Below are 26,057 nucleotides of genomic sequence, written 5' to 3' on the forward strand. Positions count from 1 at the left end.
CCCTCCGCCGTGCGGTGCACGGCACCGCACGGCGAGGCTCGACCGACAGGATCCGAAGGAGACGGCCTAACCGTCCGCCGGAAGGACGTCCGCCGGGTCGAAGGACTCGTCCAGGGACTTCATGAGGCGGTCCCGCTCGACCTCGTCGAGCGGTACGGGGCGCACGTCCGCGGCGTCGGTGAGCCGACGGAATCCGCCCCGGCGCTGGAGCCGTCCGCTGATCCGGATCGGCAGACCGACCAGGTGCGCGTGTCCCGCGACCCGGTACGCCTCCTCGTCGAGCGCGGCGCGTATGTACGGGACGTCCGCCCCGGCGAGGACCCGCAGCCGGACCGTGCCCCCTCCGCCCGGGGCCGAGCGCCGCATCCGGACCACCGCCCCTGCGACGCGCACCTGTACGGCCGGCTCGTCGCGGGTGTAGCGCGCCGCGGCCTCCCTCAGCACGGGCAGGTCGCCCGGAGAGAACTCCACCGGCTCCGGCCGGGCCGCGCAGCCCGCCGGCACCCCCGCCGCGGGCGCCCAGGCCAGCGCGACGCGGGCGCCTTCCGAGCCGCGCACCAGCGCGATCAGCGCCTCGGCGAGCTCCCGGCTGACCCCTGCCGCCACGGCGGCGTCGAAGGCCTCCATGCCTCCGGTCGCCCGCTGGTAGTCGACGGCCTCGCGGGCCGCGTGCAGCGCGTGGTGCAGCCGCGTCACGGTGCCCCGCCCGCCGTCCACCGGGACGTACGCGCTCAGTCGGCGCCCGCCCGGCTGGGGCCCCACCAGGACGGCGTCCAGGGCCCGTTCGGCCTGGGCCCGGTGGCGGGCGCCGTAGTAGCCGGCCCTCGCCCGCGCCGCGAGCGCCCCCGCCAGCAGCAGTTGCCGTGCGGCCGAGCGCAGTTGCTCCTGCACGGTCCAGGCGGCTTCGCCCTCCAGCCCGTACGCCCCCGGCGGGACCTCCCGGTCCCAGCGGATCTCGTCGCTGGGCACGCTCAGCCCGTAGAGCACCTCCCGCGCGGACGGGAGGGTGCTGCGCGAGAGCGCGGTCAGCGCCTCCTCCAGCAGGTCGGCGCAGTCGGGAAAGGACCGGTTCTCGGGGACGAGGACGCTGGTGCCGGCGTGACCGGGCGGTGTCCAACGCCCGTACCGGCCGGTCGCCCCGCCCCGGCGCAGCCAGCCGTGCCGGTGCAGCAGCGCACCGAGCACGGCGGGGTCGACCTGTGCGGGGTCGGGTGCGGCGCAGGAGTGCGCCGAGTCAGGGAAGTGCCCGGGCCGGCCGTGGTCCGGGGGCAGCAGTGGTTCGAGGTTCGACGGGTGGCGGTGCATCAGGGTGTCCCTCCCGACCCGACCCGGGTCATGATCTCGCACAGCGCCCGGTCGTCGAAGATCCGCGCGGTCGGAATCCGTACGGTGGTCCGGCGCCGGCCGGTCACGGGGTGCCCGGCGAGATTGGTCCAGTAGCAGCAGTGCCGCAGGTCGAGCCGGTCGTGTCCGGCGGCGAGCCACTGGTCGCGCTCCCGCGGGACGAGCATCACGACGAGGATCTTGTGGACGGCGACCGGGGTGCGGGCCAGTTTCACCAGGTGCTCGTTGTCGAGGGTGAAGGCGAAGGTGGGTCCGGGCGGCCGGGGCGGTACCTGGTAGGTCGCCTTCAACTGCACCTTGACGGTGACCTCGTCGTCGACGACGTGCTCGGGGGCGCCGTGGCTGACGTGCCAGTCGACGCCGTTGTCGGGGAAGGGCTGGGACAGCGAGCAGCCGGCCGCGGCGGCGACGGCGTGCAGGTATCCCACTTGGAGGGTCTCCATGCAGGCGGTGGTGGCGAGTGTGCCGCGCAGCGGTACGGCCCGCGTCCCGTCCGGTGTGCCTGTACCGGTTCCGGTGCGCGGATCGATCCGCCCCGCCAGCACCCCGCCCGGTTCGGGCTGTGCGAGCGCCATGGCCGGCTCCCCATGCCTTCCGGGCTCTGCCTTCGGTGGGTGGGTGGGTGACGACCGGTCATGTGTGCGGTCCCCCAAGGTTGTTGTCTCCGTACCCGGGTCACCGCAAACGGCGTACGGAACAAACAGCCCGGGTATCACCGATTCGGGCAGGGGCGGCACGTTCCGAGGCGGCGGCGCCCGGCTGCACCCCAACTGCCGACCGGGGACGAGGAGTTCGCCATGACACGCTGGTATGAGGGCCCGCTGGCCGCATTCGACACGGAGACCACCGGGGTGGACGTGGAGCAGGACCGGATCGTCTCCGCCGCGCTCATCGTGCAGGAGTGCGCGGGCGGCCGGGTGCGCACGACGCGCTGGCTGGTCAACCCCGGTGTTCCGGTGCCGCCGGGCGCGACGGAAGTGCATGGCCTCACCGACGAACACCTGCAGCGCCACGGGCGCTGGCCGGCGCCGGTGGTGGAGGAGATAGCCCGTGCGCTCGGGGAGCAGCAGGTCGCGGGCCGGCCGGTCGTCGTGATGAACGCGCCGTTCGACCTGACGCTGCTGGACCGGGAGTTGCGTCGGCACCGGGCGTCGTCGTTGTCGCGGTACCTGGACAACCGGCCGCTGACGGTGCTGGACCCGCGGGTGCTGGACAAGCACCTGGACCGGTACCGCAAGGGCCGCCGGACGCTGACGGACCTGTGCGCGCACTACGGGATCGAGCTGGAGGGCGCGCACGACGCGGCGGCGGACGCGATGGCCTCGCTGGAGCTCGTGCGGGCGGTGGGCCGCCGGTACGCCTCGCGCCTGGAGCGGCTGACGCCGGCCGAGCTGCACACGCTCCAGGCGGTGTGGCACGCGGCGCAGGCGCGGGGCCTCCAGGCGTGGTTCGCCCGGCAGGGGACTCCGGAGGCGGTGGACCCGCACTGGCCGCTGCGGCCGGACCTGTCGGCGGCCGCGTAGAGGCAGCGTGCGGGAGCGCGGACGTACATGGGCCCGACATGCGGAAGGCCGGTCCGTCATCGACGGACCGGCCCGACCCGGTGGGCGATACTGGGATCGAACCAGTGACCCCTTCGGTGTGAACGAAGTGCTCTCCCGCTGAGCTAATCGCCCGGGAACGCACTGAACAATACAGAAGCCGCGGGGCTGGTTCAAACCGCTTCCCCGAGCGGGGGCCGCCCGGTGGTACTCAGTACGTACTTGAGTACCCCCGCCCATGTCCTGACCGGGTGACGGGCGCCACACTCCGCATATGAACTCGCCTCTGCCGCCGGCCGAAGAGCTGGCGCTCATCGACCGTGAGCTGGCCCAACTCGATGCCCGGCGCCTGTACTTGCTGGCCCGCCGGGACTGGCTGCTGCGCCTGCTCCAGCAGTCGGGCACGGCGGCGGTCCGCTGGGGACCCGCCGCTGGCGGGTCGCCTGCCCGGTCCGCCGGTCCGGCCGGTCCCGCGAAGGAGGCTTCGACCCCCGGTGCGCAGAACGTGCTGCTCACCCTGGGCGCGGTGCTGCTGGCCGTGGCCGCGCTCGCGTTCACGCTGGTCAGCTGGGGATCCATGGGGATCGCCGGGCGCTCGGCGGTGCTGGCCGCGGTGACGGCGGCGGCGCTGGCCGCTCCCGCGGTGCTGCTGCGCCGAGGGCTGCGGTCGACGGCGGAGTCGGTGGCCGCCGTGGGCCTCCTGCTGACGGTGCTGGACGCGTACGCGCTGTACGCGGTGGGCATGCCGGACGCCGACGGGACCGGGTACGCGGCGGGCGCGGCCGCGGTGCTTGCGGCGGTGTGGGCCGGGTACGGGTCGGCGCTGCGGACGCTGCGCCTGCCGCTGCCGGCGGCGGTGGTCGCGGCGCAGCTGCCGCTGCCATTGGCCGCGGTCGCAGCGGACGCGGGCCCGCTGGGGCTCGGGTGGGCGCTGCTGGTGACGGCCGCCCTGGACGCGGCGCTGGCGCTGCGGGCCCGCGCGGCGGCGGTCCCGGCGGCGGTGCTGGGCTCGGCGGCGCTGCTGGTCGGCGTGGCGCAGTCATGGTCGGCGGGCTCGGCGGGACAGGCCCTGGCTCCGGCGGCGCTGCTGCTGGCGGGCACGGCCCTCGGTGCGGCGGCGGCCTGGCGGGAGCCGCGGGCCTGGCCCGCGGCGCTGGTGGGCGCCGTGGCGGCGGTGGCGGCCGTGGGCGGCGTGGCCCGGCCGGAGCTCGCACCGGGCTGGTCGGTGGTGGCGCACCTGCTGATGGGTCTGCCGCTGCTGGCTGCGGTGCGGGTGCCCGCGCTGCCGGAGGCGGTGCGGCGCGGGTCGGTCGTCGCCGGTGCGGTGGTGGGCGCCGTGGGCGCGCTGGCGGCCGGCGCGGCGGTACTGCCGGTGCTGGTGGCGCGGCTGCGGGTGCTGGAGGAGGTGTGGGCGGTGACGACCCCGGTGGCTCCGCAGGGTCCGGGGGCGGCGGCCGCGGTCGCGCTGCTGCTGACGGCGGGGGCGGCCCGGTGGCTGTCGGGGGTGTCGGCCCGGCCGGAGCCCGGGGTGCTGGCGGTGGTGCTGGGCTGGGCGGGTCTGTTCACGGCGCCGGTGCTGCTCGGGTTCCCGGTGGCGGCGGTGCTCGCGGCCCAGCTCGCGGTGACGGGCGCGGCGGGGGCCCTCGCCCTGCGGTCCCCCGCGCGGGGGGCCGGGGTCGCCGCGGCCGTGTGTGCGCTGGCGGGGGCCGCGAACGTGTCCCTGGGCGCGCTGGACGGCCGCGCGGCGACGTTCGCGGTCTGGGGGCTGCTGGGCGCGGGCTGCGCGGCTGGAGCGGCGTACGGGCCCGCCGCGCGGTGGGTCCGGTCGGGGGCCGCGGTGTGCGCGGTCGGTTGGGTGACGGGGCTGCTGGTGGCCGCGGCCGCGGTGACGGACCTGGCGGTGGCCTGGTGGGCGCTGCCGGTCCTGGCGGTTCCGGCTCTCGTGGCGGCGCTCGGGCCGCGGCTCGGCGCCGTACGGCTGCCGGTCGAGATCGCGGCGGGCGTGTCGGGTGTCCTGGCGGTGGCCCTGTCCGCAGGGCGGCCCGGGACGCTGGCGCTGGTCCTGGCGCTGGCCGGGGTGGTCTGCGCGGGGGCGGCGGTGCGGCCGGAGCGGCGGGTGCTGGGCTGGGCGGCGGGGGCGCTGTTCGTGGCCGCGACGTGGGTGCGGCTGGTGGAGGCCGGGGTGACGGCTCCGGAGGCGTACACCCTGCCGGTCACCGTGCCCGCGCTCGCGGTGGGCTTCCTGCGGCGCCGCCGGGATGCGCGGGCCTCGTCCTGGGCGGCGTACGGGCCGGGGCTGGCGGCCACGCTGGTGCCGAGCCTGCTGGCGGCCTGGGGCGACGCCGGCTGGGTGCGCCCGCTGGTGCTCGGGGCGGCCGCGCTGGCGGTGACCCTGGCGGGCGCTCACCGGCGGCTCCAGGCGCCGCTCCTGCTGGGCGGCGCGGTGCTGGCGGCGGTGGCGGTGCACGAGCTGGCCCCGTACGTGGTGCAGGTCGCGGGGGCGCTGCCGCGCTGGGTGCCGCCGGCCCTGGCGGGCGTGCTGCTGCTGGCGGTGGGGGCGACCTACGAGAAGCGGCTGCGGGACGCGCGCAGGCTGCGGGCCGCGATCGGGCGGCTGCGGTAGGCGCGGCTCGGACCGGGAAACGCCAGAGGCCCGGAGACGGTGAATGTCTCCGGGCCTCTGGTCCGGGTGGGCGATACTGGGTTCGAACCAGTGACCCCTTCGGTGTGAACGAAGTGCTCTCCCACTGAGCTAATCGCCCGGACGCACCGCAAACATTACCCCATGTCAGCGGTGCTCTTTCACCATCACTGGTCCTTGAGGTCCCAGGGCAGGACGAGCCCGTACTTCCAGAGGTAGAAGCCGATCAGGGCGCCCGCGATGACGAGGCCCGCGGTGGTCAGGATGAGGTTGCGGCGGCGCACCTTGGGGTCGAGCGCCTTCTGTGCGGCTTCGGTGACCTTGCGCTTGGTCCAGCGCAGCACCAGGTGGGCCCAGGCGAACTCGGTGGCCCAGATCGCCAGACCCGCGAAGATCGCGACCCAGCCGGGGCCGGGCAGGACGAGCATGGCGACGCCTGCGGCAATCACCGCGAGCCCGACGATGAAGACGCCGACCTGCCAGCTGAGGTGCAGACTCCTGCTCGCCTTGATGAAGGCGGGCGCCTTCGACACGTGCGGCGTTTCCTCCCCGGTCTCCGCGGCGGACTGCGCGGTGGTTCCCGTGGTGGTGTCGCCGGTAGCGGACTCGTTCGTTCCGCGGTCACTCCCCGTATTCATGGGTCGAATCTACCCGAGCGCGAAGCACACGGGAACGGTGGTTTGGATCCGCCGTCCGAGGGACCCAGAGGTCCGCAAAACGGTCAGAGGGGTTTACAACGACACCGTAGGTGGCATGTCGATTTCGCCGACGTGCGAATCCCCGAGCGCACACTGAGCGAAAGGCCCTGGCGCTTATGAACACCACGGTCAGCTGCGAGCTGCACCTGCGCCTCGTTGTGTCGAGCGAGTCCTCACTGCCTGTTCCCGCGGGCCTGCGGTATGACACGGCCGACCCCTACGCCGTGCACGCCACCTTCCACACCGGCGCCGAGGAGACGGTCGAATGGGTGTTCGCCCGCGACCTCCTCGCAGAGGGTCTCCACCGGCCCACCGGTACCGGCGACGTCCGCGTCTGGCCCTCCCGCAGTCACGGTCAGGGCGTCGTCTGCATCGCCCTGAGCTCACCGGAGGGAGAAGCGCTTCTCGAAGCACCCGCCCGAGCCCTGGAGTCGTTCCTCAAGCGGACTGACGCCGCGGTCCCACCCGGAACCGAGCACCGGCACTTCGACCTCGACAAGGAGCTCTCCCACATCCTGGCCGAAAGCTGAGCCAGGCTCACGGCCGCTCGACACCGTCCGACTCGGGGCGACGGTGCGGAGCGGACAACCACATACGCGTGCGCCGGCGCTGTTCCCGCGGAAGCCACCCGCGAGGACGGCGCCTGTGTGCTGCACGGGGACCGGCTATTGTCGGGCGGCATCGGCGACACGCCCGTCGCCGCAGGCCCGGCCCCCAGGGAGACACCGTGCAAATCCCACACGACACCCGTCGCGCGCTCGACGTCGTCGTCGCGCTGGTGAACACCGCGGCGGAACCGGACCAGCCGGACGGGCTCTCGGACGTCGGTGCGCTGCGCGGCTTCGTCCAGGAGTACTCGATCAGCGATGTCGGCGAGCTCGGCGCCCGCGACCTGGCCGGCGTCCGGACCGTGCGCTCCAAGTTCGCCCAGGTCTTCGCGGCGCCCAGCGCGCGCGCCGCGTCCGTGCTGATCAACGAGCTCGTGGCGACCGCGGGCACCACCCCGCAGCTGACCGACCACGACGGCTACGACTGGCACGTGCACTACTTCGCGCCGGGCGCGTCGGTGGGCGACCACCTGGCGGCCGACGGCGGCATGGCACTGGCCTTCATCGTCGTCTCCGGCGAGCAGGAACGGCTGCGCCGCTGCGAGGCCCCCGACTGCCGGCGCGCCTTCGTGGACCTCTCACGGAACCGCTCCCGGCGCTATTGCGACAGTCGGACCTGCGGGAACCGGCTGCACGTCGCGGCGTACCGGGCCCGCCGCAAGGAGGCCGACGCGGGAGCGTCAGAGCAGGAAGAGATCGTGCACGGCAGCGAGCAGCAGCAGAATCCCGATCACCGCTAGGAAGATCATCAGCGGCGGCTGGGAGAGCGCGAACAGGCAGCCTCGCGGCTCGTCGGCGACGGGGTCGGGTACCGGGACGGGCACCGCGGGGTCACTCTGCGATGTCTCGAACATGTCGCGCCGATGATGGCGCAGCGGGCCGCCCCGCACCCCTCAACACGCCAACACTCGCGCGGCAGTTCGCTCGATCTTGTGGACGTACCCCGATCCGGCTCCTCCCGCACCGCCCGCCGTGCTTCCCGCCCGCCGGTTGCGCGTCCGCCGCGGAGGCCGGTCAGATGCCGTGCTTCTTGAGGATGGCCTCGATGTCGGAGAAGTCGTCCGCCGGAGCGGCGGGGGTGGGCCCGCCGGCGCCCAGGGAAGGCTTGGAAGCGGCCGGGGCCACGGCCTCCGGGGCCGCGCCCGCCTTCGCCTTCTTCTTCGTCCTCCCGGACCGGCCCGGACCGCGCCGCTCGACGGCGCGGGTGGTGAACAGGATCAGCCAGGCCAGTCCCAGCAGCCCGAAGCCGATCCACACGGTCGGGTTGAAGGCGATGCCGGTCAGCCACTCCACGACACCCGTCATCACCAGGCCGACGGGCACCAGCGAGTACGCGGCGATCCGCGCGGCGGCCAGGAACCGCCTGCGGTAGGCGGTCACCACGGCGATGCCCAGGCCCGCCGCGGACACCGCGGAGCAAATGGTCTCGGCAAGCATGCGGTCCTCCGGACTCTCGGCGGCGGGGCGGTCTGTCCCCGTCCGTCCATCGTGCACCGCCCGCCGCCGTACCGGCCAGGCACTTCGGCGCCCCTGGGCGGATCTCCGGGAGATATCCGGGTCGGGCCTCCTCCCCAGGTCCCGGTCGGCGGAGCGGGCCGGGGCTGGGAGACTGTCCGCATGACCGATTCCGTGATCCTCGACGTCTGGTGCGAACTGCAGTGCCCGGACTGCCACCGCGCCCTGGACGACGTCCGCGCCCTGCGGGCCCGCTACGGCGACCGGCTGGACATCCGGCTGCGCCACTTCCCCCTGGAGAAGCACAAGCACGCGTTCGCCGCCGCGCAGGCGGCGGAGGAGGCCGCCGAGCAGGGCCGGGGCTGGGCGTACGCGGAAGCCCTGCTGGCCCGCACCGCGGAGCTCTCCGAGCGGGGTGAGCCGGTGCTGCTGGACGTGGCTCGCGACCTCGGCCTCGACGTGGAGGAATTCGACACCGCCCTGATCGACGGCCGGCACATCCTGATCGTCGACGCCGACCAGGCCGAGGGCAAGGCGATCGGCGTGACCGGCACCCCGACGTACGTGATCGACGGCGAGCGCCTCGACGGCGGCAAGAGCCAGGACGGCCTGCGCGCCCGCATCGAGGAGATCGTCGACCGCCTCCTGGCCGCCTGATCCGCCGGTTCTGGAACCGACGCCGTGCAGTGAGGCGGGGCTGGGAGCGGTCAGGGGCCGGCTGCGCGCATGTTGATTCCGCGTCCCATCCTGTTCTTGTGCCGCGTCGTGCGGACGGTCTCCGCGGTGTCGGCGACGGCGGTGAGCCACTATCGGCATCGACCTGCGCGCAGCCGGCCCTTGACCGCACCCAGCCCGGCCTCGCGGAACGGCGTCGGAGCTAGATCAGCTCCTTTGAGGCGTTCACGGCGATGTCCCGGTACCCGAGCGACTCGTAGAGCCGCCGGGCCGGGGTGTTGCCCTCGACCACGTGCAGGCCCAGCCGATGGCCTTCGGCGGCCAGGACGGTCCGCTCGGCGAGGAGCATGAGGGTCCGCCCGTGGCCCTGCCCGCGGTGTTCGGGTGCGACCTTGACGTCGTACACGTACGGAACGGCGCCGAGGCCGGGCAGCTCGCACTCCCCGATCCACACCGTGCCCAGGGTCTCCCCCTCGGGGGTCTCCAGCAGGAGGAAGTGTGTACCGGGGGTGTCCGGGCCGTCGGGCAGCATCCTGGCGTGTTCGGCGCGGGAGGCGGCCACGCCCTGCTCGTCGGTCATGCCGGGGGCGACGAGCCTGCGGCCGTACTCGACGATGCCCGGCTCCAGCCAGGCGTCGAACTCGGCTCGGGTCATCGGTCGGCCGACACTGCCCGGCGGGAGGCCCGGCGGCTGCGCCGGCAGTTCCTTGACCATGATCCGGCCGGTCTCCCGGTAGCCCAGGGCCGCGGCCATCCGCAGCGCCGGCCCGGCGTCGGCGGGCACCGACACCACGACCCCCGTGCAGCGCCAGGAGCGCAGCACCTCCTCGGCGGCGAGCGCGGCGACCGTGCCGCGCCCGCGCCGGCGGTCGCCCTCGTCGATCCACAGCCCCCGGATCACGCCGATGGAGGGCTGGGCCGCGGACCGGGTGGCCAGTTCGAGCGTGCCGACCCGGCGGCTGTTGACCCGGACCTCGTAGGCCCGCCGTCGGGTGCCGTCACTGTTTCGCTGAAGCGGCTGCGCGGGCCGCAGGGTGGTGGTCATCACTTCGAGTTCTACCTGCCCTGCGGCTCCGCGTCACCGGTGTTCACGGATCGAGGTCGGCGCCGGCCTTCACCTGGAAGATCCGCACGGCCTCTGCGGTGACCGGTCCGGGCCCCGTCCCCAGTTCCCGGCCGTCGAGGCGGACGACCGCCTGGACGTCGCGCAGCGAGGACGTGACGAAGACCTCCTCCGCCTGTTCGAGCACCTCGAAGGGCAGGTCGGTCTCCTTGGCGCCGGCCCACTCGATGACGAGGGCCCGGGTGATGCCGGCGAGGCAGCCGGATTCCAGGGGCGGGGTGTGCAGTTCCCCCTCGAGTACGACGAACACGTTGGAGCCGGTGCCCTCGCAGAGCCGGCCCACGGTGTTGGCCATCAGCGCCTCGGAGGCCCCCGCCCGGTGCGCGGCGGCGAGCGCGACCACGTTCTCCGCGTACGAGGTGGTCTTCAGGCCGGCCACGGCGGAGCGCTCGTTGCGGACCCAGGGCACCGTGACGACGGCGGTGGTGTCCGGGCGGCGCGGGGAAGCGGCGACGGCGGCGATCAGCGTGGGCCCGGCGTCGCCGCGGTCGGAGCCGAGCGGGGCGACGCCGCCGGTGTAGGTCAGCCGCAGCCGCCCGTGCTCGACCGGTTCGGCCTCCAGGACGGCGGCGCATGCGCGGCGCACCTCGTCGAGGTCGGGTGCGGGGAGGCCGAGGCCCCGGGCCGAGCGGGTCAGCCGCTCCAGGTGGCGGGTGAGCGCGAAGGCCCGGCCGCGCTCCGTCTTGAGCGTCTCGAAGACGCCGTCGCCCACGGTGAGCCCGTGGTCGAGGACGGACACCGTCGCGCTGTCGACGTCCCTCAGGGCTCCGTCGAGCCAGATTCTCATGGTGCTGTCCTTCCGGTGGTGCCGTTCGCCCCCTGGGTGCCGCTGGTCTCGCGGCCCGCAGCGACCCGCAGCAGGCGGGCCGCCTTGAGCTCGGTCTCCGCCCACTCGCGGTCGGGGTCGGAACCCCAGGTGATGCCGGCCCCGGTGCCGAAGAACAGGCGGGGCCCGCCGGGGGCCTCCCGGTCGATCCAGAACGTACGGATGCCGACGGCGAGCTCGCCGGCGCCGCGGTCTGCGTCGACCCAGCCGATGCCTCCGCAGTAGGGGCCGCGCGGGGCGGTCTCCAGGGCTTCGATGATCCGCAGGGCGGAGGACTTGGGCGCCCCCGTGACGGATCCGGGCGGGAAGGTCGCGGCGAGCAGTTCGGGCCAGCCGGCCCCGTCGGCCAGTTCGCCGCTCACGGTCGAGACGAGGTGCACGAGGCCGGGGTGCTCCTCGACGGCGCACAGTTGGGGGACGGACACGGAGCCCGTGGCGCACACCCGGCCGAGGTCGTTGCGTACGAGGTCCACGATCATCACGTTCTCGGCGTGGTCCTTGGGCAGGAGGTCGTCGACGGTGCGGCCGGTGCCCTTGATCGGTCCGGATTCCACGCGCCGGCCGTCGCGGCGCAGGTACAGCTCGGGCGAGGCGGTGGCGATCTCCACGCCGTGCGCCGCGAGGCGAATCGTTCCTGCAAAGGGTGCGGGGTTACCGCGCGCGAGGAGCGCGGTGAGGGCGTCGACGTCGGCGCCTTCCGGTCGCGGCAGCGGCGCGGACATCACCCGGCAGAGGTTGGCCTGGTAGACCTCGCCCGCCTCGATGTGCTCGCGGATGCGGCGCACCCCGGCGACGTACGCGGTCCGGTCCAGGGAGGAGGTCCACCGGTCGGCGTCGGGACCGGCCCAGGCGCCGGGGACGGGCGCGGGGACGGGGGCGGGCCGCACGTCCCCGAAACGCGCGCAGACGAGGCGCCCTTCGAAGTCGGCGGCCACCGCCCAGAAGCCGGTGGAGTCGAGGGCGGCGGGATCACTGGTGACATCCCGCAGGTCGGTCGCGAGGAGGCCGCCGAAGCGGGCCATGGGGGGCAGGTCGTGCACGGCTGCGAGTCTATGACCGGTTGCGCGAGGGCGCCGGTGCGGTGACGGCCGGGTGACCTGTGGTGATCGAGCGGCAGCACGCTGCGGAAACGCGTTTTTGAGCTGGCCCGGGAATCCGCTAGAGTTCAACACGTCGCCAGGGAGCGAAGGGGGAAATCCCCGGAGCGAACACGGTGACCTGCGGACGTAGCTCAGTTGGTAGAGCACCACCTTGCCAAGGTGGATGTCGCGAGTTCGAGTCTCGTCGTCCGCTCGAAGTGGGGGATCTTCCCGAGAACCCCTGCAGCTCCATGGTGGAGTGGCCGAGAGGCGAGGCAACGGCCTGCAAAGCCGTCTACACGGGTTCAAATCCCGTCTCCACCTCCAAGGACGATTAGCTCAGCGGGAGAGCGCTTCCCTGACACGGAAGAGGTCACTGGTTCAATCCCAGTATCGTCCACTGGTCCGCAAGGATCCCCGCGCGATTAGCTCAGCGGGAGAGCGCTTCCCTGACACGGAAGAGGTCACTGGTTTATCCCAGTATCGCGCACGCAGTACACGCACCATCTGCGGTTTCGCACCGCGGTCCCGCGCGATTAGCTCAGCGGGAGAGCGCTTCCCTGACACGGAAGAGGTCACTGGTTCAATCCCAGTATCGCGCACCATCGGAAGCCCCGGCCGTGTTCACGGCCGGGGCTTCGACGTTCCTCCACACGGGTGCGGGGCGCCTGTGCGGGCGTCAAAAAGGGTGCTGCCCGTACGACTCCCCAGTCGCACGGGCAGCACCCTTCACCTGCCGTCCGTCGCGCCCCCGTCCCCACGGGGTACGACAGGCCGATGTCCCGGCCCGGGCCGCTCTCCCGGGCCCGGGGCGCCGCTCAGCGCCCCGGCATCATGCCCACGGACGACGCCTGCGCCGCCAGCTGATCGAACCCTCCGAAGAGGAAGAGCAGCAGGGCGGCCAGGGGGAGCACCATGGCCGCGGCCACCAGTGGGTGGCGGGTGCCGGACTCATGGCTGTTGAACGCGAATGCCTTGCGTCCCTGCCGTGCGATGTCCGCCATGGTCCTCTCCCTGTCGTCTGGCAGCGGCGGGCTCTTGACCTCGGGGGACGAGTGCATCACCCGCCGCTTGACTTCAACACTAGGCGGGCGGACGGCCGCCGGCCTCATGCCCTCGTACCCTTTGCCGGGCCTCCAGGAGGATGAGGGCGACCGCGCCGTGTACTCCCCTGGGTGGAGACCGTCCGCCTTGCGTCGGGGTCATCCCGGAGGGGATGACCGGAGGGTAGTGACTTCCCTCACTTTCGTCACTCCCTGTTCATGCGTGTCCGCCGAGCGGGCACCGGCAAGATCGACTCGGGTGGCGGGTGCGCCGGTGCGCGCTCCGGCGCACCCCGACCTGCACCGGAGCGCCAATCCCCTTGCGCGAAGGGCCGTTTGGCCCGGCGATCGGCCCCCTCCGGGCGGGCGAGCGGGATCCCTGAGGCTCCCTCAAGTGTGCTGTGCCGCACTGACGATCGAATCTCCCGACGAGGGCGCGGCCTCTGAGCACGCATGCCGGATGGTCCGTAAGCTGTGGCACGTCAACAGGACGACCGGTCAGCGGGGTGGACATGGCGATGATGCGGCTCCGGCGCGAGGACCCGCGTGTCGTCGGCTCGTTCAGACTGCACCGGCGGCTCGGGGCCGGCGGCATGGGCGTGGTCTACCTGGGATCGGACCGGCGCGGGCAGCGCGTCGCGCTCAAGGTCATCCGGCCGGATCTGGCCGAGGACCAGGAGTTCCGCTCGCGGTTCGCCCGCGAGGTGTCCGCGGCCCGGCGGATCCGGGGCGGGTGCACGGCGCGCCTGGTCGCCGCGGACCTGGAGGCCGAGCGGCCGTGGTTCGCCACCCAGTACGTGCCCGGTCCCTCGCTGCACGACAAGGTGGCCGAGGAGGGCCCCCTGACGGCCGCGCAGATCGCCGCCGTCGGCGCCGCGCTGTCCGAGGGGCTGGTCGCCGTCCACGAGGCCGGAGTCGTCCACCGGGACCTCAAGCCCTCGAACATCCTCCTGTCCCCCAAGGGCCCCCGGATCATCGACTTCGGAATCGCCTGGGCCACCGGCGCGAGCACCCTCACCCATGTGGGTACGGCCGTCGGCTCCCCCGGCTTCCTCGCGCCCGAGCAGGTGCGCGGCGCCGCCGTCACCCCGGCCACGGACGTCTTCGCCCTCGGCGCCACCCTCGCCTACGCGGCCACCGCCGACTCGCCCTTCGGGCACGGCAGTTCCGAGGTCATGCTGTACCGCGTGGTGCACGAGGAACCGCACCTGCAGGGGGTCCCCGACGCCCTGGCGCCCCTCGTGCAGGCCTGCCTGGCCAAGGACCCCGAGGAGCGGCCCAGCACGCTCCAGCTGTCGATGCGGCTCAAGGAGATCGCGGCCCGCGAGGCGCAGGGGCTGACGGACGGCCGCCCGCCGGCGCAGCGGGCGCGGATCGAGCGGCCCACGGGAAGGCTGCCCGAGGGGACGCCGGACCACGCGGAGCAGCGTACGGAGCGCCGTACGGGCGGCGGCGCACCCAGGGTGCAGGGCGGCCCGCACTCGCGGCCGTCCTCCCCGCGCAACCCGCGCAGTTCCGGCGGCCCGTCCTCCCGCCCGACCGCGGGGCGCACGGGCGGCCGCCCGGCGCCCAGGACGACGGGTGCGGGGCGGCGTCCCTCACGGCCGGACCCGAAGCTGATGCGCCAGCGCCTGATCGTGTTCGTCGTGGTCACGCTGGTCGTGGCGCTGGGCATCGCCGCAGCCCAGAAGCTGTAGCGCGCGCTACCCCTGGGCGACCGCGTAGAAGGCGACCGCGGCGGCGGCGCCCACGTTCAGCGAGTCCACGCCGTGGGCCATGGGAATGCGCACCCACTCGTCCGCGGCGACCAGCGCCTGCGTGGACAGGCCGTCGCCCTCCGCGCCGAGCATCAGCGCGACCCGCTCCAGGGACTGCGGCGCGGCCACGTCGATCGGGGTCGCCTTCTCGTGCGGGGTGAGCGCGAGCAGCTTGAAGCCGGCCTCGCGAACCGAGTCCAGACTCTTGGGCCAGGCCTCCAGGCGGGCATAGGGGACGGAGAACACCGCCCCCATGGAGACCTTCACCGAGCGCCGGTAGAGCGGATCGGCGCAGTCGGGCGACAGCAGCACCGCGTCCATGCCGAGGGCGGCGGCGCTGCGGAAGATGGCCCCGATGTTGGTGTGGTCGTTGACCGCCTCCATGACGACCACGCGGCGGGTCGCGGCGAGGAGTTCCTCGGCCGTGGGCAGCGGCTTGCGCTGCATCGAGGCGAGCGCCCCGCGGTGCACGTGGTAGCCGGTGACGCGTTCGGCGAGGTCGGGACTGACGGCGTAGACCGGAGCCGGGATCTCGTCGATGACGTCGCGCATGACGTCGACCCACTTGGCGGAGAGCAGCATCGAGCGCATCTCGTAACCGGCGTCCTTGGCCCGTCTGATGACCTTCTCGCCCTCGGCGATGAAGAGGCCTTCCGCGGGCTCGCGCCTGCGCCGGAGTTCGACGTCGGTCAGGCCCGTGTAGTCGTGCAGGCGGGGGTCGTCGGGGTCGGTGATGGTGATGAGATCAGCCACAGGGTGATACTGCCTTGTCCTGGGTGCGGTGCCAACGCCCTGTCAGGCGCCGGCGTCGGGAACGTCCGGGGCGCCGACGCGGACGACCTCGCCGATGACGATGACCGCGGGCGGGCGGACCTCCTCGGCGCGGACCGTCTCGCCGACCGTGGCGAGGGTGGCGTCCACCCGGCGCTGGGTGGCGGTGGTGCCCTCCTGGACGACCGCGACGGGGGTGTCGGCGGAGCGGCCGTGCCGGACGAGCGCCTCGGCGATCAGGCCGATCTTGTCGACGCCCATGAGGATCACCAGGGTCCCGGTGAGCTTGGCGAGGGAGGCCCAGTCCACGAGGGAGCGCGGGTCGTCGGGGCCGACGTGGCCGCTGACGACGGTGAACTCGTGGGCGACCCCCCGGTGGGTGACCGGGATGCCGACGGCGCCGGGGACGGAGATGGAGCTGGAGATCCCGGGGACCACGGTGCAGGCGATGCCGGCCTCGGCGAGGGCCTGGAGCTCCTCCATGCCGCGGCCGAAGACGTACGGGTCCCCGCCCTTGAGCCGGACGACGGCCTTGCCCGCCTTGGCATGCTCGATCAGCGCGTTGTTGATGGCCTCCTGGGCCATGTACCGGCCGTACGGGATCTTCGCGGCGTCGATGACCTCGACGTGCGGGGGGAGCTCGTCGAGCAGGTCGCGGGGGCCGAGCCGGTCGGCGATGACCACGTCGGCCTCGGCGAGGAGGCGGCGGCCGCGCACGGTGATCAGGTCGGGGTCGCCGGGGCCGCCGCCGACGAGGGCGACGCCGGGGGTGGACTTGTGGCGGTGGCCGGGGGCGGCGAGGCTGCCGTCGCGCAGGCCCTCGATCACGGCGTCCCGGACTGCGGCGGAGCGGCGCGGGTCGTTGCCCGTCAGTACGGCGACGGTGACGCCCTCGATGCGGCCGGTGGCCGGGGTCCACGCCGTGGCCGCGGAGGCGTCGTCGGCGCGGACGCACCAGACGCGCTCACGCTCGGCCTCGGCGGAGGCCTGCTCGTTGACGTCGCGGTGCTGGGTGGCGATGAGGGCGTACCAGGCGCCGGCGAGGTCGCCGTCCTGGTAGCGGCGGCGCTCCCAGCGGATCTCGCCGGTCTCGGCCATGGCGTCCACGGAGGGGGTGGCGGAGGGCGAGACGAGCAGGACGTCGGCGCCGGCCGCGATGAGCGCGGGGAGGCGGCGCTGGGCGACCTGGCCACCGCCGATGACGACGACGCGGCGGCCGGCGAGGCGGAGTCCTACGGGGTAGGCGGGGGTGTCGGCCATGACGGTGCGGCTCCTGATGCGGCAGTCGTTCTGTCGTGCCGCTGCGGCTCTGGAGCGGCGGGATTGCTGACGTGCGGTGATGCGGTGCGGGTCCACCATACGGCGCGGGCCGTCCCGAGGTACGGACGGGGGCTGGGCCCGGGCTCCCCTGGGCTCCGCCCCGCCCCCCGAACGCCACCGGCGCAGTGGTGCCACCTCCCGGGACCGGGCGGCGGCCGGTCCGGCAGGGGGTCGGGAGCCGAGGCCCCGGGTCCGCGCCCCACGCCCGGCCCTGCGGCTGCCCGCGCCGCGGCGGCCGGCCCGTCACGGGCGGGCGGGTCCGCACGCGCGGGCACGCTCCCGTTCGGGCCGGGGCTCGGGGTGGGCGGTGTCCCTCCGGCAGGTCTCCTCGGCTCGCGAACGCCGAGCGGGCTCCCGGGGGGTTCGCTCTGCCTGCGGGGACCTCCCGGAGCATCTTCGCCCACGGCACCCCCGTACCGCCTGCACCCGGCCGTCAGGGCAGCAGCGGACCGGGCGCGGCCGTACCGCTGCCGCCCCCAGGCGGTAGAGGCGGGCGGTCCGGGGCAGGCCCCCGAGCTCTGGGCCGCTCCCGTGCGAGCGGGCCTGCCGGACGACCCCGCCGCGGAGGGGCTACTTCTCGGTGACGCCCGCCGAGTCGAAGGTGGCGACCTCGTGCATCGCGCGGGCCGCGCTCTGGACCAGCGGGAGGGCCAGCAGGGCGCCCGTGCCTTCGCCGAGGCGGAGGTCCAGGTCGACCAGGGGGCGCAGGCCCAGCTTGTTGAGGGCCGCCACATGGCCCGGTTCGGCGCTGCGGTGGCCCGCGATGCAGGCCGAGAGGGACTCGGGTGCGATGGCGCGGGCCACCAGGGCGGCCGCACCGGCGCTGACGCCGTCCAGGATCACCGGAGTACGCAGGGAGGCGCCGCCGAGGAGGAGGCCGACGATGGCCGCGTGCTCCAGGCCGCCGATCGCCGCGAGGACGCCGATCGGGTCCGCCGGGTCCGGCTGGTGCAGTTCCAGGGCGCGGCGGACGACCTCGACCTTGCGGGCGTGGGTCTCGTCGTTGATGCCCGTGCCGCGGCCGGTTACCTCGGACGGGTCGACGCCGGTGAAGACCGAGATGAGGGCCGCGGAGACGGTGGTGTTCGCGATGCCCATCTCGCCCGTGAGGAGCGCCTTGTTGCCGGCCGCGACCAGGTCGCGGGCCGTCTCGATGCCCACCTCGATGGCGGCGACGGCCTCCTCGCGGGTCATCGCCGGGCCGGTGGAGAGGTCGGCCGTGCCGGGGCGGACCTTGCGGGGCAGGAGACCGGGGGTGGCCGGGAGTTCCCCGGCGACACCGACGTCGATCACGCAGACCTCGGCGCCCACCTGGTTGGCGAAGGCGTTGCAGACCGCACCGCCGCCCAGGAAGTTGGCGACCATCTGCGTGGTGACCTCCTGGGGCCACGGGGTGACGCCCTGGGCGTGCACGCCGTGGTCGCCCGCGAAGATCGCGACCGCGGCCGGCTCGGGGATCGGCGGCGGGCAGACCCGGGAGAGGCCGGCGAGCTGGGCGGAGATGATCTCCAGCATGCCCAGGGCCCCGGCGGGCTTGGTCATGCGCTTCTGCCGCTCCCAGGCCTCACCGAGCGCCTTCGCGTCGAGCGGGCGGATGCTGGCGACCGTCTCGGAGAGGAGGTCGTGCGGTTCCTCGCCGGGCAGCGCGCGGCGGCCGTAGGTCTCCTCGTGGACCACCCAGGACAGCGGGCGGCGCTGCGACCAGCCGGCCTGGGCCAGCTCGGGCTCCTCCGGGAACTCGTCGACGTAGCCGACGCACAGGTAGGCGACGACCTCCAGGTGCTCGGGCAGACCGAGCTCGCGGACCATCTCGCGCTCGTCGAAGAAGCTGACCCAGCCGACGCCGAGGCCTTCGGCGCGTGCGGCGAGCCAGAGGTTCTCGACGGCGAGGGCGGAGGAGTACGGGGCCATCTGCGGCTGGGTGTGCCGACCGAGGGTGTGGCGGCCGCCGCGGGTGGGGTCGGCGGTGACGACGATGTTCACCGGGGTGTCGAGGATGGCCTCGATCTTGAGTTCCTTGAACTGCTTCGCCCGGCCCTTGGGCAGCGACTTCGCGTAGGCCTCGCGCTGGCGCTGGGCAAGTTCGTGCATCGTCCGGCGGGTGTCGGCGGAGCGGATGACGACGAAGTCCCAGGGCTGCGAGTGGCCGACGCTGGGCGCGGTGTGGGCCGCCTCCAGGACGCGGAGGAGCACCTCGTGCGGGATCGGGTCGGTACGGAAGCCCTTGCGGATGTCGCGGCGCTCGCGCATGACGCGCAGGACGGCCTCACGCTCGGCGTCGTCGTAGCCGGGCGCCGGGTCTCCGGCGGGCTCCGCCGCGGCGGTCGCCTCCGGCTGGGCCTCGGGCTCCGCCTCGGCGGCGCCGGCCTCGACCGGCTCGGGCACGACGGCCTCGACCGGGGCGGCGGGCTCCACCGGGGCTGCCGCGACGGGCTGCGGCTCGGCAGCCTCCACCGGGGCACCGGCGGGCTCGGGCCGGACCGGCTCGGGCTGGACCGGCTCCGGCGCGGCGGGCGCGGCCGGTTCCTCGGGGGCTGCCGCCACGGGCTGCGGCGGTGCGGCCACCGGCTCGGGCTGGACCGGAGCGGGGGCCTCGGCCGGCACCGGCCGGACCGGCTCGGCCACGACGGCCTCGGCGGGAGCGGCCGGCTCGGGGATCTCCGCCGGAGCGGCCGGCTCGGGGGCGGTCGCGGGCGTCTCGGCGGCCACCGGCTCGGGGCTCTCGGCCGGCGCGGCGGGCGCCTCGGCCGGTAGGGCCTCGGGCTGCGGCGGCTGAGCCATCGTTCCCGCGGGGGCGGCCACGGGCTCCGGCTCGGGCTCCACGTCGGCCTGGACCGGCTGGGGGGTCCCGGCAGGCTCCGGGGCCTCGGCGGCCTCGGCCGGCAGCGGTTCCGACGCGGGGACCGGCTCCGTCCACGGCGTCCCGGCCTGCGGGGGGACCTCGCCGAGCTGCGGGGCGGGCTCCCGGGCGGCCTCCGGGCGCGGGACGTCGAGGTACTCCGGCCCGATCGTCGGGGGGCCCGCCTGGTGGAGCGGGGTGGTCGGCACGGCGGCGGGCGGGGCGGGCTGCGCGGGCGCGGCGGCCGGGCCTCGGTCCGCGAGCGACCGTACGACTCCGCCGGTGGCGTCGGGCATGGGCGGGCCCATGTGCAGCGGGCGCCGGACGGGGGCGGCGGGGGCCACCGGGGCGGCGGGGGCCGCGGGGGGCGGGACGACGAGCCCGCCGAGGTCGAGCGCGCCGGAGTCCCGGCCGCCCGTCTCGTGGGCGCCGGCGCTGTAGGAGCCGTCGGGGAAGGCGGGCTGGGGGAACTCGGTGTACGCGGCGGGCTCGGGGTAGGCCGCCGGGGCGTCCCCGTACGCGGACCCGGCGCCGTAGGACGCGTCGGCGTACATCTGCGGCTCGGCGAGCTGGGGCTCCACCGGGAAGGCGGGGACCTGCGGAACGACCTGCGGGTCGCTCCAGGAGCCCTGGCCGCTCGGCATGAGCAGGAGTTCCTCGTCCTCCGGCTCGGCCGGGTTGTCCATGAGGTCCTGGAAGGCGTAACCGGGCATCGGTGCCGGGATCTGGACCGGGGCGGGGATGCCCTGCTGATCCACCATGCCCGTGTTGTCCGGGAGACCCTCGCCCGGGACCTGGCCGGTGTCAGTCATGCTTACCCCTCGCCCATCGGTGTTGCCTCATCGATCACCCGGTCGCCCACGAGGCCTCCGAGCGGAGTTGCCGTGCGGTGTCGCGGGTGCGACGAGTCCGTCTCACGTGCGCCTGCACGACAACCAGTAAGCATTGTCGCGCCCGTTAGCGATCGTGGCGGCCATAACCACCACGGTCGTCTGTGGACTGCGCCACGTCGCGCGTCCAGGCCGTGTCGCGATGCCCGAAACGTCCGCGCAGTACGACGATCGGCCAGCCTACCCCGGCCCTCGTCTCAGCGGGTGACAGGGCGCTGAGCTGCCAGGAGGAACACCACGGAACGGTCCTGTTCCGCCCAGGTGCGGGGGTCCAGGCCGACGGCCTGCAGGAGGGCGCACTCGACGTCGTAACCGTGTTCGGTGAGGGCGCGGCCGATGGCCTCCGCGTCGTCGCGGGTGGAGGCGTGGCTGACGATCCGTTCGGGGCGCCGGTCGGCGACGGCGGCGACCACCTCGGCGCCGCCGCCGCCGACGCGGACCACGTCGGGTTCGGGCAGGTTCTCCAGGACGTGCGGTGCGCGCCCGGCGACGAACTGCAGTTGCACACCCCGCTCGCGGGCCGCGGCGGTCACCCGCTCGCGGGCCCCGGGGTCGGCGTCGACGGCGATGACGGCGGCACCCAGGGCGGCCGCGTCGACGGCCACGGCGCCGGATCCGGTGCCGATGTCCCAGACGAGGTCGCCGGTGCGCGGGCCGAGACGGGCGAGTTGCGCGGCGTGCAGCAGCCCCGACTCCCCCTCCCCCGCACCGGTCTGCGGGCGGGCCCAGCCGCGCTCGGCGCAGTGGGCGGCGCTCTGGCCGAGGAGCCATCCCGGGTCGGCTGCCTGCGCCTGGCCCGCGCCGCCGATGACGATGACGACGTTGGGGTCGCGCCAGCTGTGGTCGGCGGCCTTGTCGGAGGTGAGGACGCTCACCTGCTCGCGGTCCGTGCCGAGTTCCTCGCAGACGACGAAGGTGCGGTGGACCCCGTCGAGGAGCAGGGCGAGTTCGGCGGGGCCGGCGCCGGGCGAGGTGAGGACGGCGACCTTGGGGTGGGCGCGGCAGACGTTGACGGCGCGCCGCAGGGTGCGGGGGTGGGCGACGACCACCTGGGCGTCGTCCCAGGGCATACCGGCGCGGGCGAAGGCGGCCGCGACGGAGGAGACCGCGGGGACGACCTCGACCTCCAGGCCGTGCTCCGGGGCCCGCAGGGTCCGTACGACGCCGAAGAAGCCGGGGTCCCCGTCGGCGAGGACCACCGCGGTGCCGCGGTGGCCGGCGATGCGGCGGGCGGCCAGGCCCAGACTGCCGAGGCGGATGCGTTCGGCGGTGGGCGGGACTTCGGGGAGGGCCAGATGGTGGGCGGCGCCGGCCACGAGGGTGGCGGCGGAGAGCGCGGACCGGGCGGCCGAGGTCAGGGGCGAACCGTCCCAGCCGATCACGGTGACCCGGTCGGCCATCGTCGTCTGTCTCCTGGGGTGGGGGGCGGGAGGGAGGGGCGGGCACGGTGAGACTACCCGGTCATCGGTTCATTTCCGGTCGGCGCCGACCGGGTGGCCGTTCGCGTCGGACCGCTGCCCGGGGACCGCGTGGCCGGGGTGTGCGCCGTGGCCGCCGTAGGTGTCGTGGGTGTCGTGGCTCTCGTAGCCGTCGTACCCGTCGAAGCCGTCGCCCTCGTCGAGGTCCTCGGGCAGCAGGCTCCACACGATGAGGTCGGTCCGGGTATCGGTCCACCCGCCGTCGGCCGTCTGCGTGCGGACCGTCCACGCGTTGCGCAGGACGCCCTCGCTGATGCAGCCGATCTTCTGGGCGACCTGCTGGGAGGCGGTGTTGTCGGCGGCGGTTCGCAGTTCGAGGCGCTCGAACCCCTGCTCGCGGAACAGCCATTGGGCGACGGCCAGGACGGACTCGCTCGCGTAGCCCTCGCCGCGGGCCCAGGGTGCGGTGACATAGCCGACCTCGGTGGCGCGGGTGCGCCAGTTGGTGTTGCGGAGGTGGACGATGCCCACGAGGCGCTGGGTGAGGAACTCCGTGACGGCGAAGACGATTCCGCGGCCCTCGGCGCGTTCGGCGTGGGAGTCCCGGGTGGCCCACGCACGTGCGTCGGCCTGCGTGTAGGGGTGCGGCGCGGAGGTCCAGGCGGTGATGTTCTCGTCGTTCATCATCGCGGCGAGCGCGGTGACGTCCTCCTCCTCGAACGGGCGCAGCACCAGCCGTTCCGTGCTGATGGTGACGTCCGGGAAGGTGGTAGTCATGCGCAGCTCCATGCCTGAGAACGTGGTGCGACCGTGGTGCGATGCGACCTCGGCTTCGGGACCGTTGGTACCGGACCGTGTACGGGTCGTAGGCCACAGCATGCAGCATCGGCCGGGGGATGTGCAGGGCCGGGTTGCCCGGGAGCGGGCAGGACTCGGCCCCGACCGCGGGCAGGGCTCGGCCCCGCGCGCCGACAGGGGCGTGCGGGGCCGAGATGCATGACCGTGCGGACCCGACGGGGTCGGGCGGCGGGGTCAGGAGGCGGGGGTGCCGAAGGCCGGGACGACCGAGCCCTGGTACTTCTCCTCGATGAACTTCTTGACGTCGTCGGAGTTCAGGAGCTTGGCGAGCTTCTGGATCCGCGGGTCGTCCTGGTCGCCGTCCTTGACCGCGAGGAAGTTGGCGTACGGGTTGCCCTCGGCCTTCTCCAGGGCGATGGCGTCCTTGGCGGGCGCCAGGTCGGCCTCGAGGGCGTAGTTGCCGTTGATGACCGCGGCGTCCACGTCTCCCAGGGCGCGCGGGACGGTGGCGGCCTCCAGCTCCTTGAACTCCAGGCCCTTCTTGTCGGTGATGTCGGACAGCTTGGCGCCGGTGCCGACACCCTCCTTCAGGGTGATCAGGTTGTTCGCGGCCAGCAGCTGGAGCGCGCGGCCCTCGTTGGTGGTGTCGTTGGGGACGGCGATGGTCTGGCCGGGCTTGATGTCGGAGAGCGCCTTGGCCTTCTTGGAGTAGAGCCCGAGGGGCTCCAGGTGCACGTTCACGACGGGGACGACGTGGGTGTTGTTCTTCTTGTTGAAGTCGTCGAGGTACGGCTTGTGCTGGAAGTAGTTGCCGTCGACCTGGCCCTGCTCGGTGGCGGTGTTGGGCAGGACGTAGTCCGTGAACTCCTTGACCTCCAGCTTGAGGCCCTCCTTGGCCGCGAGCTTGTCCTTCACGAAGTTCAGGATGTCGGCGTGGGGGCTCGGGGAGGCCGCTATGACGAGCGGCTTGCTCTCGTCGGCCTTGGCGCCGTCGGCCTTGGCGGAGGACGGGTCCGAGGAGCTGCCGCAGGCGGTGAGGCCGAGGGTCAGCGCGGTGGCGGTGGCGGCGAGGGCGGTGAGCTTGGTGTTCTTACGCACGAAGAGTGCCTTTCTTGCTGAACAAGTACCGAGGACTTGCTGGTGGCGGCCCAAGCACGACAAGTGCGGGCTCTATGGGGGAAATCAGTGGGGGCTGCGGGCCGTGGTGGCGGTCAGGCGGTGCGGCCGCGGCGGGCCAGGAGGCGTACGACGCCGTCGCCGATCAGCTGGACCACGGTGACGAGGACGATGAGGACCACGACGGTGGCGACCATGAAGCCGGTCTCGAAGCGCTGGAAGCCGTACGTGATGGCCTTGGAGCCGAGTCCTTCGCCGCCGACGGCTCCCGCCATGGCGGAGTAGCCGACGAGGGTGATGACGGTGGTGGTGACGCCGGCGACCAGGGAGGGCAGGGCCTGCGGCAGGAGCACCTTGCCGACCAGGGTCGGGATGCCGCCGCCCATGGACTCGACGGCCTCGATGAGACCGTGGTCCACCTCGCGGACGGCGGTCTCGACGAGCCGGGCGAAGAAGGGGATGGCGCCGATGGCGAGCGGCACGATCATGGCGGTGGGGCCGATGAAGGTGCCGACGACCGCGGTGGTGACCGGGATCAGGAAGATCAGCAGGATGATGAACGGCAGCGAGCGGCCTATGTTCACGATCACGCCGAGGACCTTGTTCAGCGGCTGGTTCTGCAGCAGGCCGCCCTTGTCGGTGAGGACCAGCAGGATGCCGATGGGCAGTCCGCCGAGCACGGTCACCAGGGCGGACCACAGCACCATGTAGAGGGTGTCGTAGGTGCCCTGGGTCAGCAGGGGCTGCATCTCGGACCAGGTCACTTGGCACCATCCTTGACCAGTTCGGCCAGTTCGTTGTCGATCTCGTCGACGACGTCGACCTGGAGGCCCTGCTCGCGCAGGAAGCCGACGGGCACGACGTTGTCCTCGTAGCGGCCGGGCAGTTCGATGCGCATGCGGCCGATCAGCCGGCCGGCGACGGTGTCCATCGCGGCGCCGAGGATCGAGATGTCGATGTTGTACGTGCGCGAGAGCTGCGAGATGACCGGCTGGGCGGCGGCGTCGCCGTGGAAGGTGACGTCCACGACCGTGCGGTCGGGGCCGGTGGCCGCGCCGGTGACCGGGAACAGCTCGCCGGCGAGCTCGGATCCGGGGGTGGCGAGCAGTTCGGCGACGGTGCCGGACTCGACGATGCGGCCCTTCTTCATCAGGGCGGCCGAGTCGCAGACGGTCTTGACGACGTCCATCTCGTGCGTGATGAGCAGCACGGTGAGGCCGAGCTGCTCGTTGAGGTCGCGCAGCAGGCCCAGGATGGAGCGGGTGGTCTCCGGGTCGAGGGCGCTGGTGGCTTCGTCGGAGAGCAGCACCTTGGGGTCGCCGGCCAGGGCGCGGGCGATGCCGACGCGCTGCTTCTGGCCGCCGGAGAGCTGGGTGGGGTAGGCCTTGGCCTTGTCGCCGAGGCCGACCAGGTCGAGGAGTTCGAGGGCCTTGCGGGAGCGCTCGCGGCCGGAGACGCCGAGGATCTCCAGGGGCAGCTCGACGTTGGCCTGGACGGTGCGCGAGGACAGCAGGTTGAAGTGCTGGAAGACCATGCCGATGCGGCTGCGGGCCTCGCGGAGTTCCTTGCCGGCGCGGCGGCCGCGGCCGGCGAGGGCGGTGAGGTCGACGCCGTCGACGGTGACCGTGCCGGTGGTGGGGCGCTCGAGCAGGTTCACGCAGCGGATCAGGGAGGACTTGCCCGCGCCGCTCTGGCCGATGACTCCGTAGACCTCGCCCTCGCGGACGTGGAGGTCGACGCCGTCCAGGGCGGTGACCTCGCGGCCACGGGACTGGTAGACCTTCGTGAGGCCCGATGTGGTGATCACAGGAATTCCGTCGCTGTCGAGTGCACGGCGCAGCGGGGTGCCGGGCACGGGGCAAACATCAGGGGACGCGATACGGGACGAACCGTCAGAAATCGATGGCTTCGACGCGTGCGCCGGGCATGAGTGGGCCGTGCTGTCCATCAGGCGGTGACGTACTGGCGCGGCCGGTCTCGCTTCGGGGCGCGAGGCTCAGGAAGGGGCCCTCAGAAGGCGCACATTCGACACATACAGCGAGCACCGGGCGTCATCGTCGCCTCGGTCGCAAGGGTGCGGCTGCTCGTCGTGGTCATGGGCCCCAGTAAAGCAGA

23 protein-coding genes and 7 tRNA genes are annotated in these 26,057 nt (G+C 73.7%); 11 read left to right on the forward strand and 19 right to left on the reverse strand.

Annotated elements, in window-relative coordinates:
* Positions 1-66: 66 nt before the first annotated feature.
* Together ACZ6JS_RS13935 and ACZ6JS_RS13940 are read right to left on the reverse strand one after the other, a co-directional pair.
* Positions 67-1,305 (reverse strand): hypothetical protein, encoded by a 1,239-nt coding sequence (locus ACZ6JS_RS13935; RefSeq protein WP_469297829.1) that lies wholly within the window; start codon positions 1,303-1,305, stop codon positions 67-69.
* Complete coding sequence (locus ACZ6JS_RS13940) at positions 1,305-1,919, reverse strand: DUF4365 domain-containing protein (RefSeq protein ID WP_469297830.1); 615 nt, start codon at positions 1,917-1,919, stop codon at positions 1,305-1,307. The genes ACZ6JS_RS13935 and ACZ6JS_RS13940 overlap by 1 nt, the downstream gene beginning before the upstream one ends.
* 222 nt (positions 1,920-2,141) lie before the next feature.
* Between ACZ6JS_RS13940 and ACZ6JS_RS13945 the strand changes: the two genes are divergently transcribed.
* On the forward strand, positions 2,142-2,867 hold the full coding sequence (locus ACZ6JS_RS13945) for an exonuclease domain-containing protein (protein WP_469297831.1): 726 nt from the start codon (positions 2,142-2,144) through the stop codon (positions 2,865-2,867).
* 81 nt (positions 2,868-2,948) lie between these two features.
* Here the strand turns inward: ACZ6JS_RS13945 and ACZ6JS_RS13950 are convergent.
* A tRNA-Val gene (locus ACZ6JS_RS13950) sits at positions 2,949-3,020 on the reverse strand.
* A 139-nt stretch (positions 3,021-3,159) separates the two neighbouring features.
* Here ACZ6JS_RS13950 and ACZ6JS_RS13955 point away from each other — a divergent pair.
* Positions 3,160-5,508 carry an SCO7613 C-terminal domain-containing membrane protein gene (locus ACZ6JS_RS13955; RefSeq protein ID WP_469297832.1) on the forward strand — a complete coding sequence of 783 codons (2,349 nt, stop codon included), beginning with the start codon at positions 3,160-3,162 and terminating at the stop codon, positions 5,506-5,508.
* A 67-nt stretch (positions 5,509-5,575) separates the two neighbouring features.
* Here ACZ6JS_RS13955 and ACZ6JS_RS13960 read toward each other — a convergent pair.
* Positions 5,576-5,647, reverse strand: a tRNA-Val gene (locus ACZ6JS_RS13960).
* A gap of 46 nt (positions 5,648-5,693) precedes the next feature.
* Complete coding sequence (locus ACZ6JS_RS13965) at positions 5,694-6,164, reverse strand: TIGR02611 family protein (RefSeq protein WP_469297833.1); 471 nt, start codon at positions 6,162-6,164, stop codon at positions 5,694-5,696.
* 176 nt (positions 6,165-6,340) lie between these two features.
* Between ACZ6JS_RS13965 and ACZ6JS_RS13970 the strand changes: the two genes are divergently transcribed.
* Entirely contained in the window at positions 6,341-6,754 is a 414-nt protein-coding gene (locus ACZ6JS_RS13970) for an SsgA family sporulation/cell division regulator (RefSeq protein WP_030011909.1), read from the forward strand.
* A 197-nt stretch (positions 6,755-6,951) separates the two neighbouring features.
* Positions 6,952-7,572: a CGNR zinc finger domain-containing protein gene (locus ACZ6JS_RS13975; protein WP_469297834.1), complete on the forward strand. Its 621-nt coding sequence runs from the start codon at positions 6,952-6,954 to the stop codon at positions 7,570-7,572.
* Here the strand turns inward: ACZ6JS_RS13975 and ACZ6JS_RS13980 are convergent.
* Together ACZ6JS_RS13980 and ACZ6JS_RS13985 are read right to left on the reverse strand one after the other, a co-directional pair.
* Positions 7,513-7,686 (reverse strand): hypothetical protein, encoded by a 174-nt coding sequence (locus ACZ6JS_RS13980; RefSeq protein ID WP_173675212.1) that lies wholly within the window; start codon positions 7,684-7,686, stop codon positions 7,513-7,515. The genes ACZ6JS_RS13975 and ACZ6JS_RS13980 overlap by 60 nt on opposite strands.
* Before the next feature lie 160 nt (positions 7,687-7,846).
* Entirely contained in the window at positions 7,847-8,269 is a 423-nt protein-coding gene (locus tag ACZ6JS_RS13985) for a hypothetical protein (RefSeq protein WP_469297835.1), read from the reverse strand.
* A 180-nt stretch (positions 8,270-8,449) separates the two neighbouring features.
* Between ACZ6JS_RS13985 and ACZ6JS_RS13990 the strand changes: the two genes are divergently transcribed.
* Positions 8,450-8,944 (forward strand): DsbA family protein, encoded by a 495-nt coding sequence (locus tag ACZ6JS_RS13990; RefSeq protein ID WP_469297836.1) that lies wholly within the window; start codon positions 8,450-8,452, stop codon positions 8,942-8,944.
* 220 nt (positions 8,945-9,164) lie between these two features.
* Here ACZ6JS_RS13990 and ACZ6JS_RS13995 read toward each other — a convergent pair whose 3' ends face one another.
* Genes ACZ6JS_RS13995 through ACZ6JS_RS14005 form a run of 3 tightly spaced genes read right to left on the reverse strand, consistent with a single transcriptional unit; the run spans position 9,165 to position 11,951 of the window.
* The gene (locus ACZ6JS_RS13995) at positions 9,165-10,007 is read right to left on the reverse strand and encodes a GNAT family N-acetyltransferase (RefSeq protein WP_469297837.1); all 843 of its coding nucleotides are present in this window, start codon (positions 10,005-10,007) and stop codon (positions 9,165-9,167) included.
* 43 nt (positions 10,008-10,050) lie between these two features.
* Positions 10,051-10,872, reverse strand: coding sequence for an aminotransferase class IV (locus ACZ6JS_RS14000; protein WP_469297838.1), 822 nt, complete (start codon positions 10,870-10,872; stop codon positions 10,051-10,053).
* On the reverse strand, positions 10,869-11,951 hold the full coding sequence (locus tag ACZ6JS_RS14005) for a chorismate-binding protein (RefSeq protein WP_469297839.1): 1,083 nt from the start codon (positions 11,949-11,951) through the stop codon (positions 10,869-10,871). Before ACZ6JS_RS14005 ends, ACZ6JS_RS14000 begins: the two co-directional genes overlap by 4 nt.
* A gap of 180 nt (positions 11,952-12,131) precedes the next feature.
* Between ACZ6JS_RS14005 and ACZ6JS_RS14010 the strand changes: the two genes are divergently transcribed.
* The 5 genes from ACZ6JS_RS14010 (at position 12,132) to ACZ6JS_RS14030 (ending at position 12,595) form a co-directional block, all read left to right on the forward strand.
* Positions 12,132-12,204 (forward strand) — tRNA-Gly (locus ACZ6JS_RS14010).
* Between the two features lie 39 nt (positions 12,205-12,243).
* Positions 12,244-12,317, forward strand: a tRNA-Cys gene (locus ACZ6JS_RS14015).
* A 1-nt stretch (position 12,318) separates the two neighbouring features.
* Positions 12,319-12,390 (forward strand) — tRNA-Val (locus ACZ6JS_RS14020).
* Positions 12,391-12,409: 19 nt separating this feature from the next.
* Positions 12,410-12,480: transfer RNA gene (locus tag ACZ6JS_RS14025), tRNA-Val, on the forward strand.
* 40 nt (positions 12,481-12,520) lie between these two features.
* Positions 12,521-12,595, forward strand: a tRNA-Val gene (locus ACZ6JS_RS14030).
* Between the two features lie 213 nt (positions 12,596-12,808).
* Here the strand turns inward: ACZ6JS_RS14030 and ACZ6JS_RS14035 are convergent.
* On the reverse strand, positions 12,809-13,018 hold the full coding sequence (locus tag ACZ6JS_RS14035) for a hypothetical protein (protein ID WP_381625941.1): 210 nt from the start codon (positions 13,016-13,018) through the stop codon (positions 12,809-12,811).
* A 527-nt stretch (positions 13,019-13,545) separates the two neighbouring features.
* Here ACZ6JS_RS14035 and ACZ6JS_RS14040 point away from each other — a divergent pair.
* Complete coding sequence (locus tag ACZ6JS_RS14040; protein WP_469297840.1) at positions 13,546-14,730, forward strand: serine/threonine-protein kinase; 1,185 nt, start codon at positions 13,546-13,548, stop codon at positions 14,728-14,730.
* Between the two features lie 6 nt (positions 14,731-14,736).
* Here ACZ6JS_RS14040 and ACZ6JS_RS14045 read toward each other — a convergent pair whose 3' ends face one another.
* The 8 genes from ACZ6JS_RS14045 to ACZ6JS_RS14080 all read right to left on the reverse strand — a co-directional run bounded on the left by ACZ6JS_RS14045 (position 14,737) and on the right by ACZ6JS_RS14080 (position 25,749).
* On the reverse strand, positions 14,737-15,543 hold the full coding sequence (locus ACZ6JS_RS14045; RefSeq protein ID WP_469297841.1) for a TrmH family RNA methyltransferase: 807 nt from the start codon (positions 15,541-15,543) through the stop codon (positions 14,737-14,739).
* A gap of 42 nt (positions 15,544-15,585) precedes the next feature.
* On the reverse strand, positions 15,586-16,821 hold the full coding sequence (gene cobA, locus ACZ6JS_RS14050; protein ID WP_469297842.1) for a uroporphyrinogen-III C-methyltransferase: 1,236 nt from the start codon (positions 16,819-16,821) through the stop codon (positions 15,586-15,588).
* A 630-nt stretch (positions 16,822-17,451) separates the two neighbouring features.
* Positions 17,452-20,532 (reverse strand): nicotinate-nucleotide--dimethylbenzimidazole phosphoribosyltransferase, encoded by a 3,081-nt coding sequence (gene cobT, locus ACZ6JS_RS14055; protein ID WP_469297843.1) that lies wholly within the window; start codon positions 20,530-20,532, stop codon positions 17,452-17,454.
* 275 nt (positions 20,533-20,807) lie between these two features.
* Complete coding sequence (gene cbiE, locus ACZ6JS_RS14060; protein WP_469297844.1) at positions 20,808-22,010, reverse strand: precorrin-6y C5,15-methyltransferase (decarboxylating) subunit CbiE; 1,203 nt, start codon at positions 22,008-22,010, stop codon at positions 20,808-20,810.
* Positions 22,011-22,079: 69 nt separating this feature from the next.
* Complete coding sequence (locus ACZ6JS_RS14065) at positions 22,080-22,805, reverse strand: GNAT family N-acetyltransferase (protein ID WP_469297845.1); 726 nt, start codon at positions 22,803-22,805, stop codon at positions 22,080-22,082.
* Between the two features lie 255 nt (positions 22,806-23,060).
* Complete coding sequence (locus tag ACZ6JS_RS14070; protein WP_469297846.1) at positions 23,061-23,924, reverse strand: MetQ/NlpA family ABC transporter substrate-binding protein; 864 nt, start codon at positions 23,922-23,924, stop codon at positions 23,061-23,063.
* Between the two features lie 113 nt (positions 23,925-24,037).
* Positions 24,038-24,706 (reverse strand): methionine ABC transporter permease, encoded by a 669-nt coding sequence (locus tag ACZ6JS_RS14075; protein WP_469297847.1) that lies wholly within the window; start codon positions 24,704-24,706, stop codon positions 24,038-24,040.
* Positions 24,703-25,749, reverse strand: a complete 1,047-nt coding sequence (locus ACZ6JS_RS14080) for a methionine ABC transporter ATP-binding protein (protein WP_469297848.1) — start codon at positions 25,747-25,749, stop codon at positions 24,703-24,705. Before ACZ6JS_RS14080 ends, ACZ6JS_RS14075 begins: the two co-directional genes overlap by 4 nt.
* Positions 25,750-26,057: the final 308 nt, after the last annotated feature.

It is taken from the genome of Streptomyces sp. NPDC046349 (assembly GCF_055587885.1).

Excerpts from the sequence above, each read along its gene's own strand:
- ACZ6JS_RS13935 (WP_469297829.1), bottom strand. The coding sequence starts at position 1,305 with ATGCACCGCCACCCGTCGAACCTCGAACCACTGCTGCCCCCGGACCAC.
- ACZ6JS_RS13940 (WP_469297830.1), bottom strand. The coding sequence starts at position 1,919 with ATGGCGCTCGCACAGCCCGAACCGGGCGGGGTGCTGGCGGGGCGGATC.
- ACZ6JS_RS13945 (WP_469297831.1), top strand. The coding sequence starts at position 2,142 with ATGACACGCTGGTATGAGGGCCCGCTGGCCGCATTCGACACGGAGACC.
- ACZ6JS_RS13955 (WP_469297832.1), top strand. The coding sequence starts at position 3,160 with ATGAACTCGCCTCTGCCGCCGGCCGAAGAGCTGGCGCTCATCGACCGT.
- ACZ6JS_RS13965 (WP_469297833.1), bottom strand. The coding sequence starts at position 6,164 with ATGAATACGGGGAGTGACCGCGGAACGAACGAGTCCGCTACCGGCGAC.
- ACZ6JS_RS13970 (WP_030011909.1), top strand. The coding sequence starts at position 6,341 with ATGAACACCACGGTCAGCTGCGAGCTGCACCTGCGCCTCGTTGTGTCG.
- ACZ6JS_RS13980 (WP_173675212.1), bottom strand. The coding sequence starts at position 7,686 with ATGTTCGAGACATCGCAGAGTGACCCCGCGGTGCCCGTCCCGGTACCC.
- ACZ6JS_RS13985 (WP_469297835.1), bottom strand. The coding sequence starts at position 8,269 with ATGCTTGCCGAGACCATTTGCTCCGCGGTGTCCGCGGCGGGCCTGGGC.
- ACZ6JS_RS13990 (WP_469297836.1), top strand. The coding sequence starts at position 8,450 with ATGACCGATTCCGTGATCCTCGACGTCTGGTGCGAACTGCAGTGCCCG.
- ACZ6JS_RS13995 (WP_469297837.1), bottom strand. The coding sequence starts at position 10,007 with ATGACCACCACCCTGCGGCCCGCGCAGCCGCTTCAGCGAAACAGTGAC.
- ACZ6JS_RS14000 (WP_469297838.1), bottom strand. The coding sequence starts at position 10,872 with ATGAGAATCTGGCTCGACGGAGCCCTGAGGGACGTCGACAGCGCGACG.
- ACZ6JS_RS14040 (WP_469297840.1), top strand. The coding sequence starts at position 13,546 with ATGGCGATGATGCGGCTCCGGCGCGAGGACCCGCGTGTCGTCGGCTCG.
- cobA (WP_469297842.1), bottom strand. The coding sequence starts at position 16,821 with ATGGCCGACACCCCCGCCTACCCCGTAGGACTCCGCCTCGCCGGCCGC.
- cobT (WP_469297843.1), bottom strand. The coding sequence starts at position 20,532 with ATGACTGACACCGGCCAGGTCCCGGGCGAGGGTCTCCCGGACAACACG.
- cbiE (WP_469297844.1), bottom strand. The coding sequence starts at position 22,010 with ATGGCCGACCGGGTCACCGTGATCGGCTGGGACGGTTCGCCCCTGACC.
- ACZ6JS_RS14065 (WP_469297845.1), bottom strand. The coding sequence starts at position 22,805 with ATGACTACCACCTTCCCGGACGTCACCATCAGCACGGAACGGCTGGTG.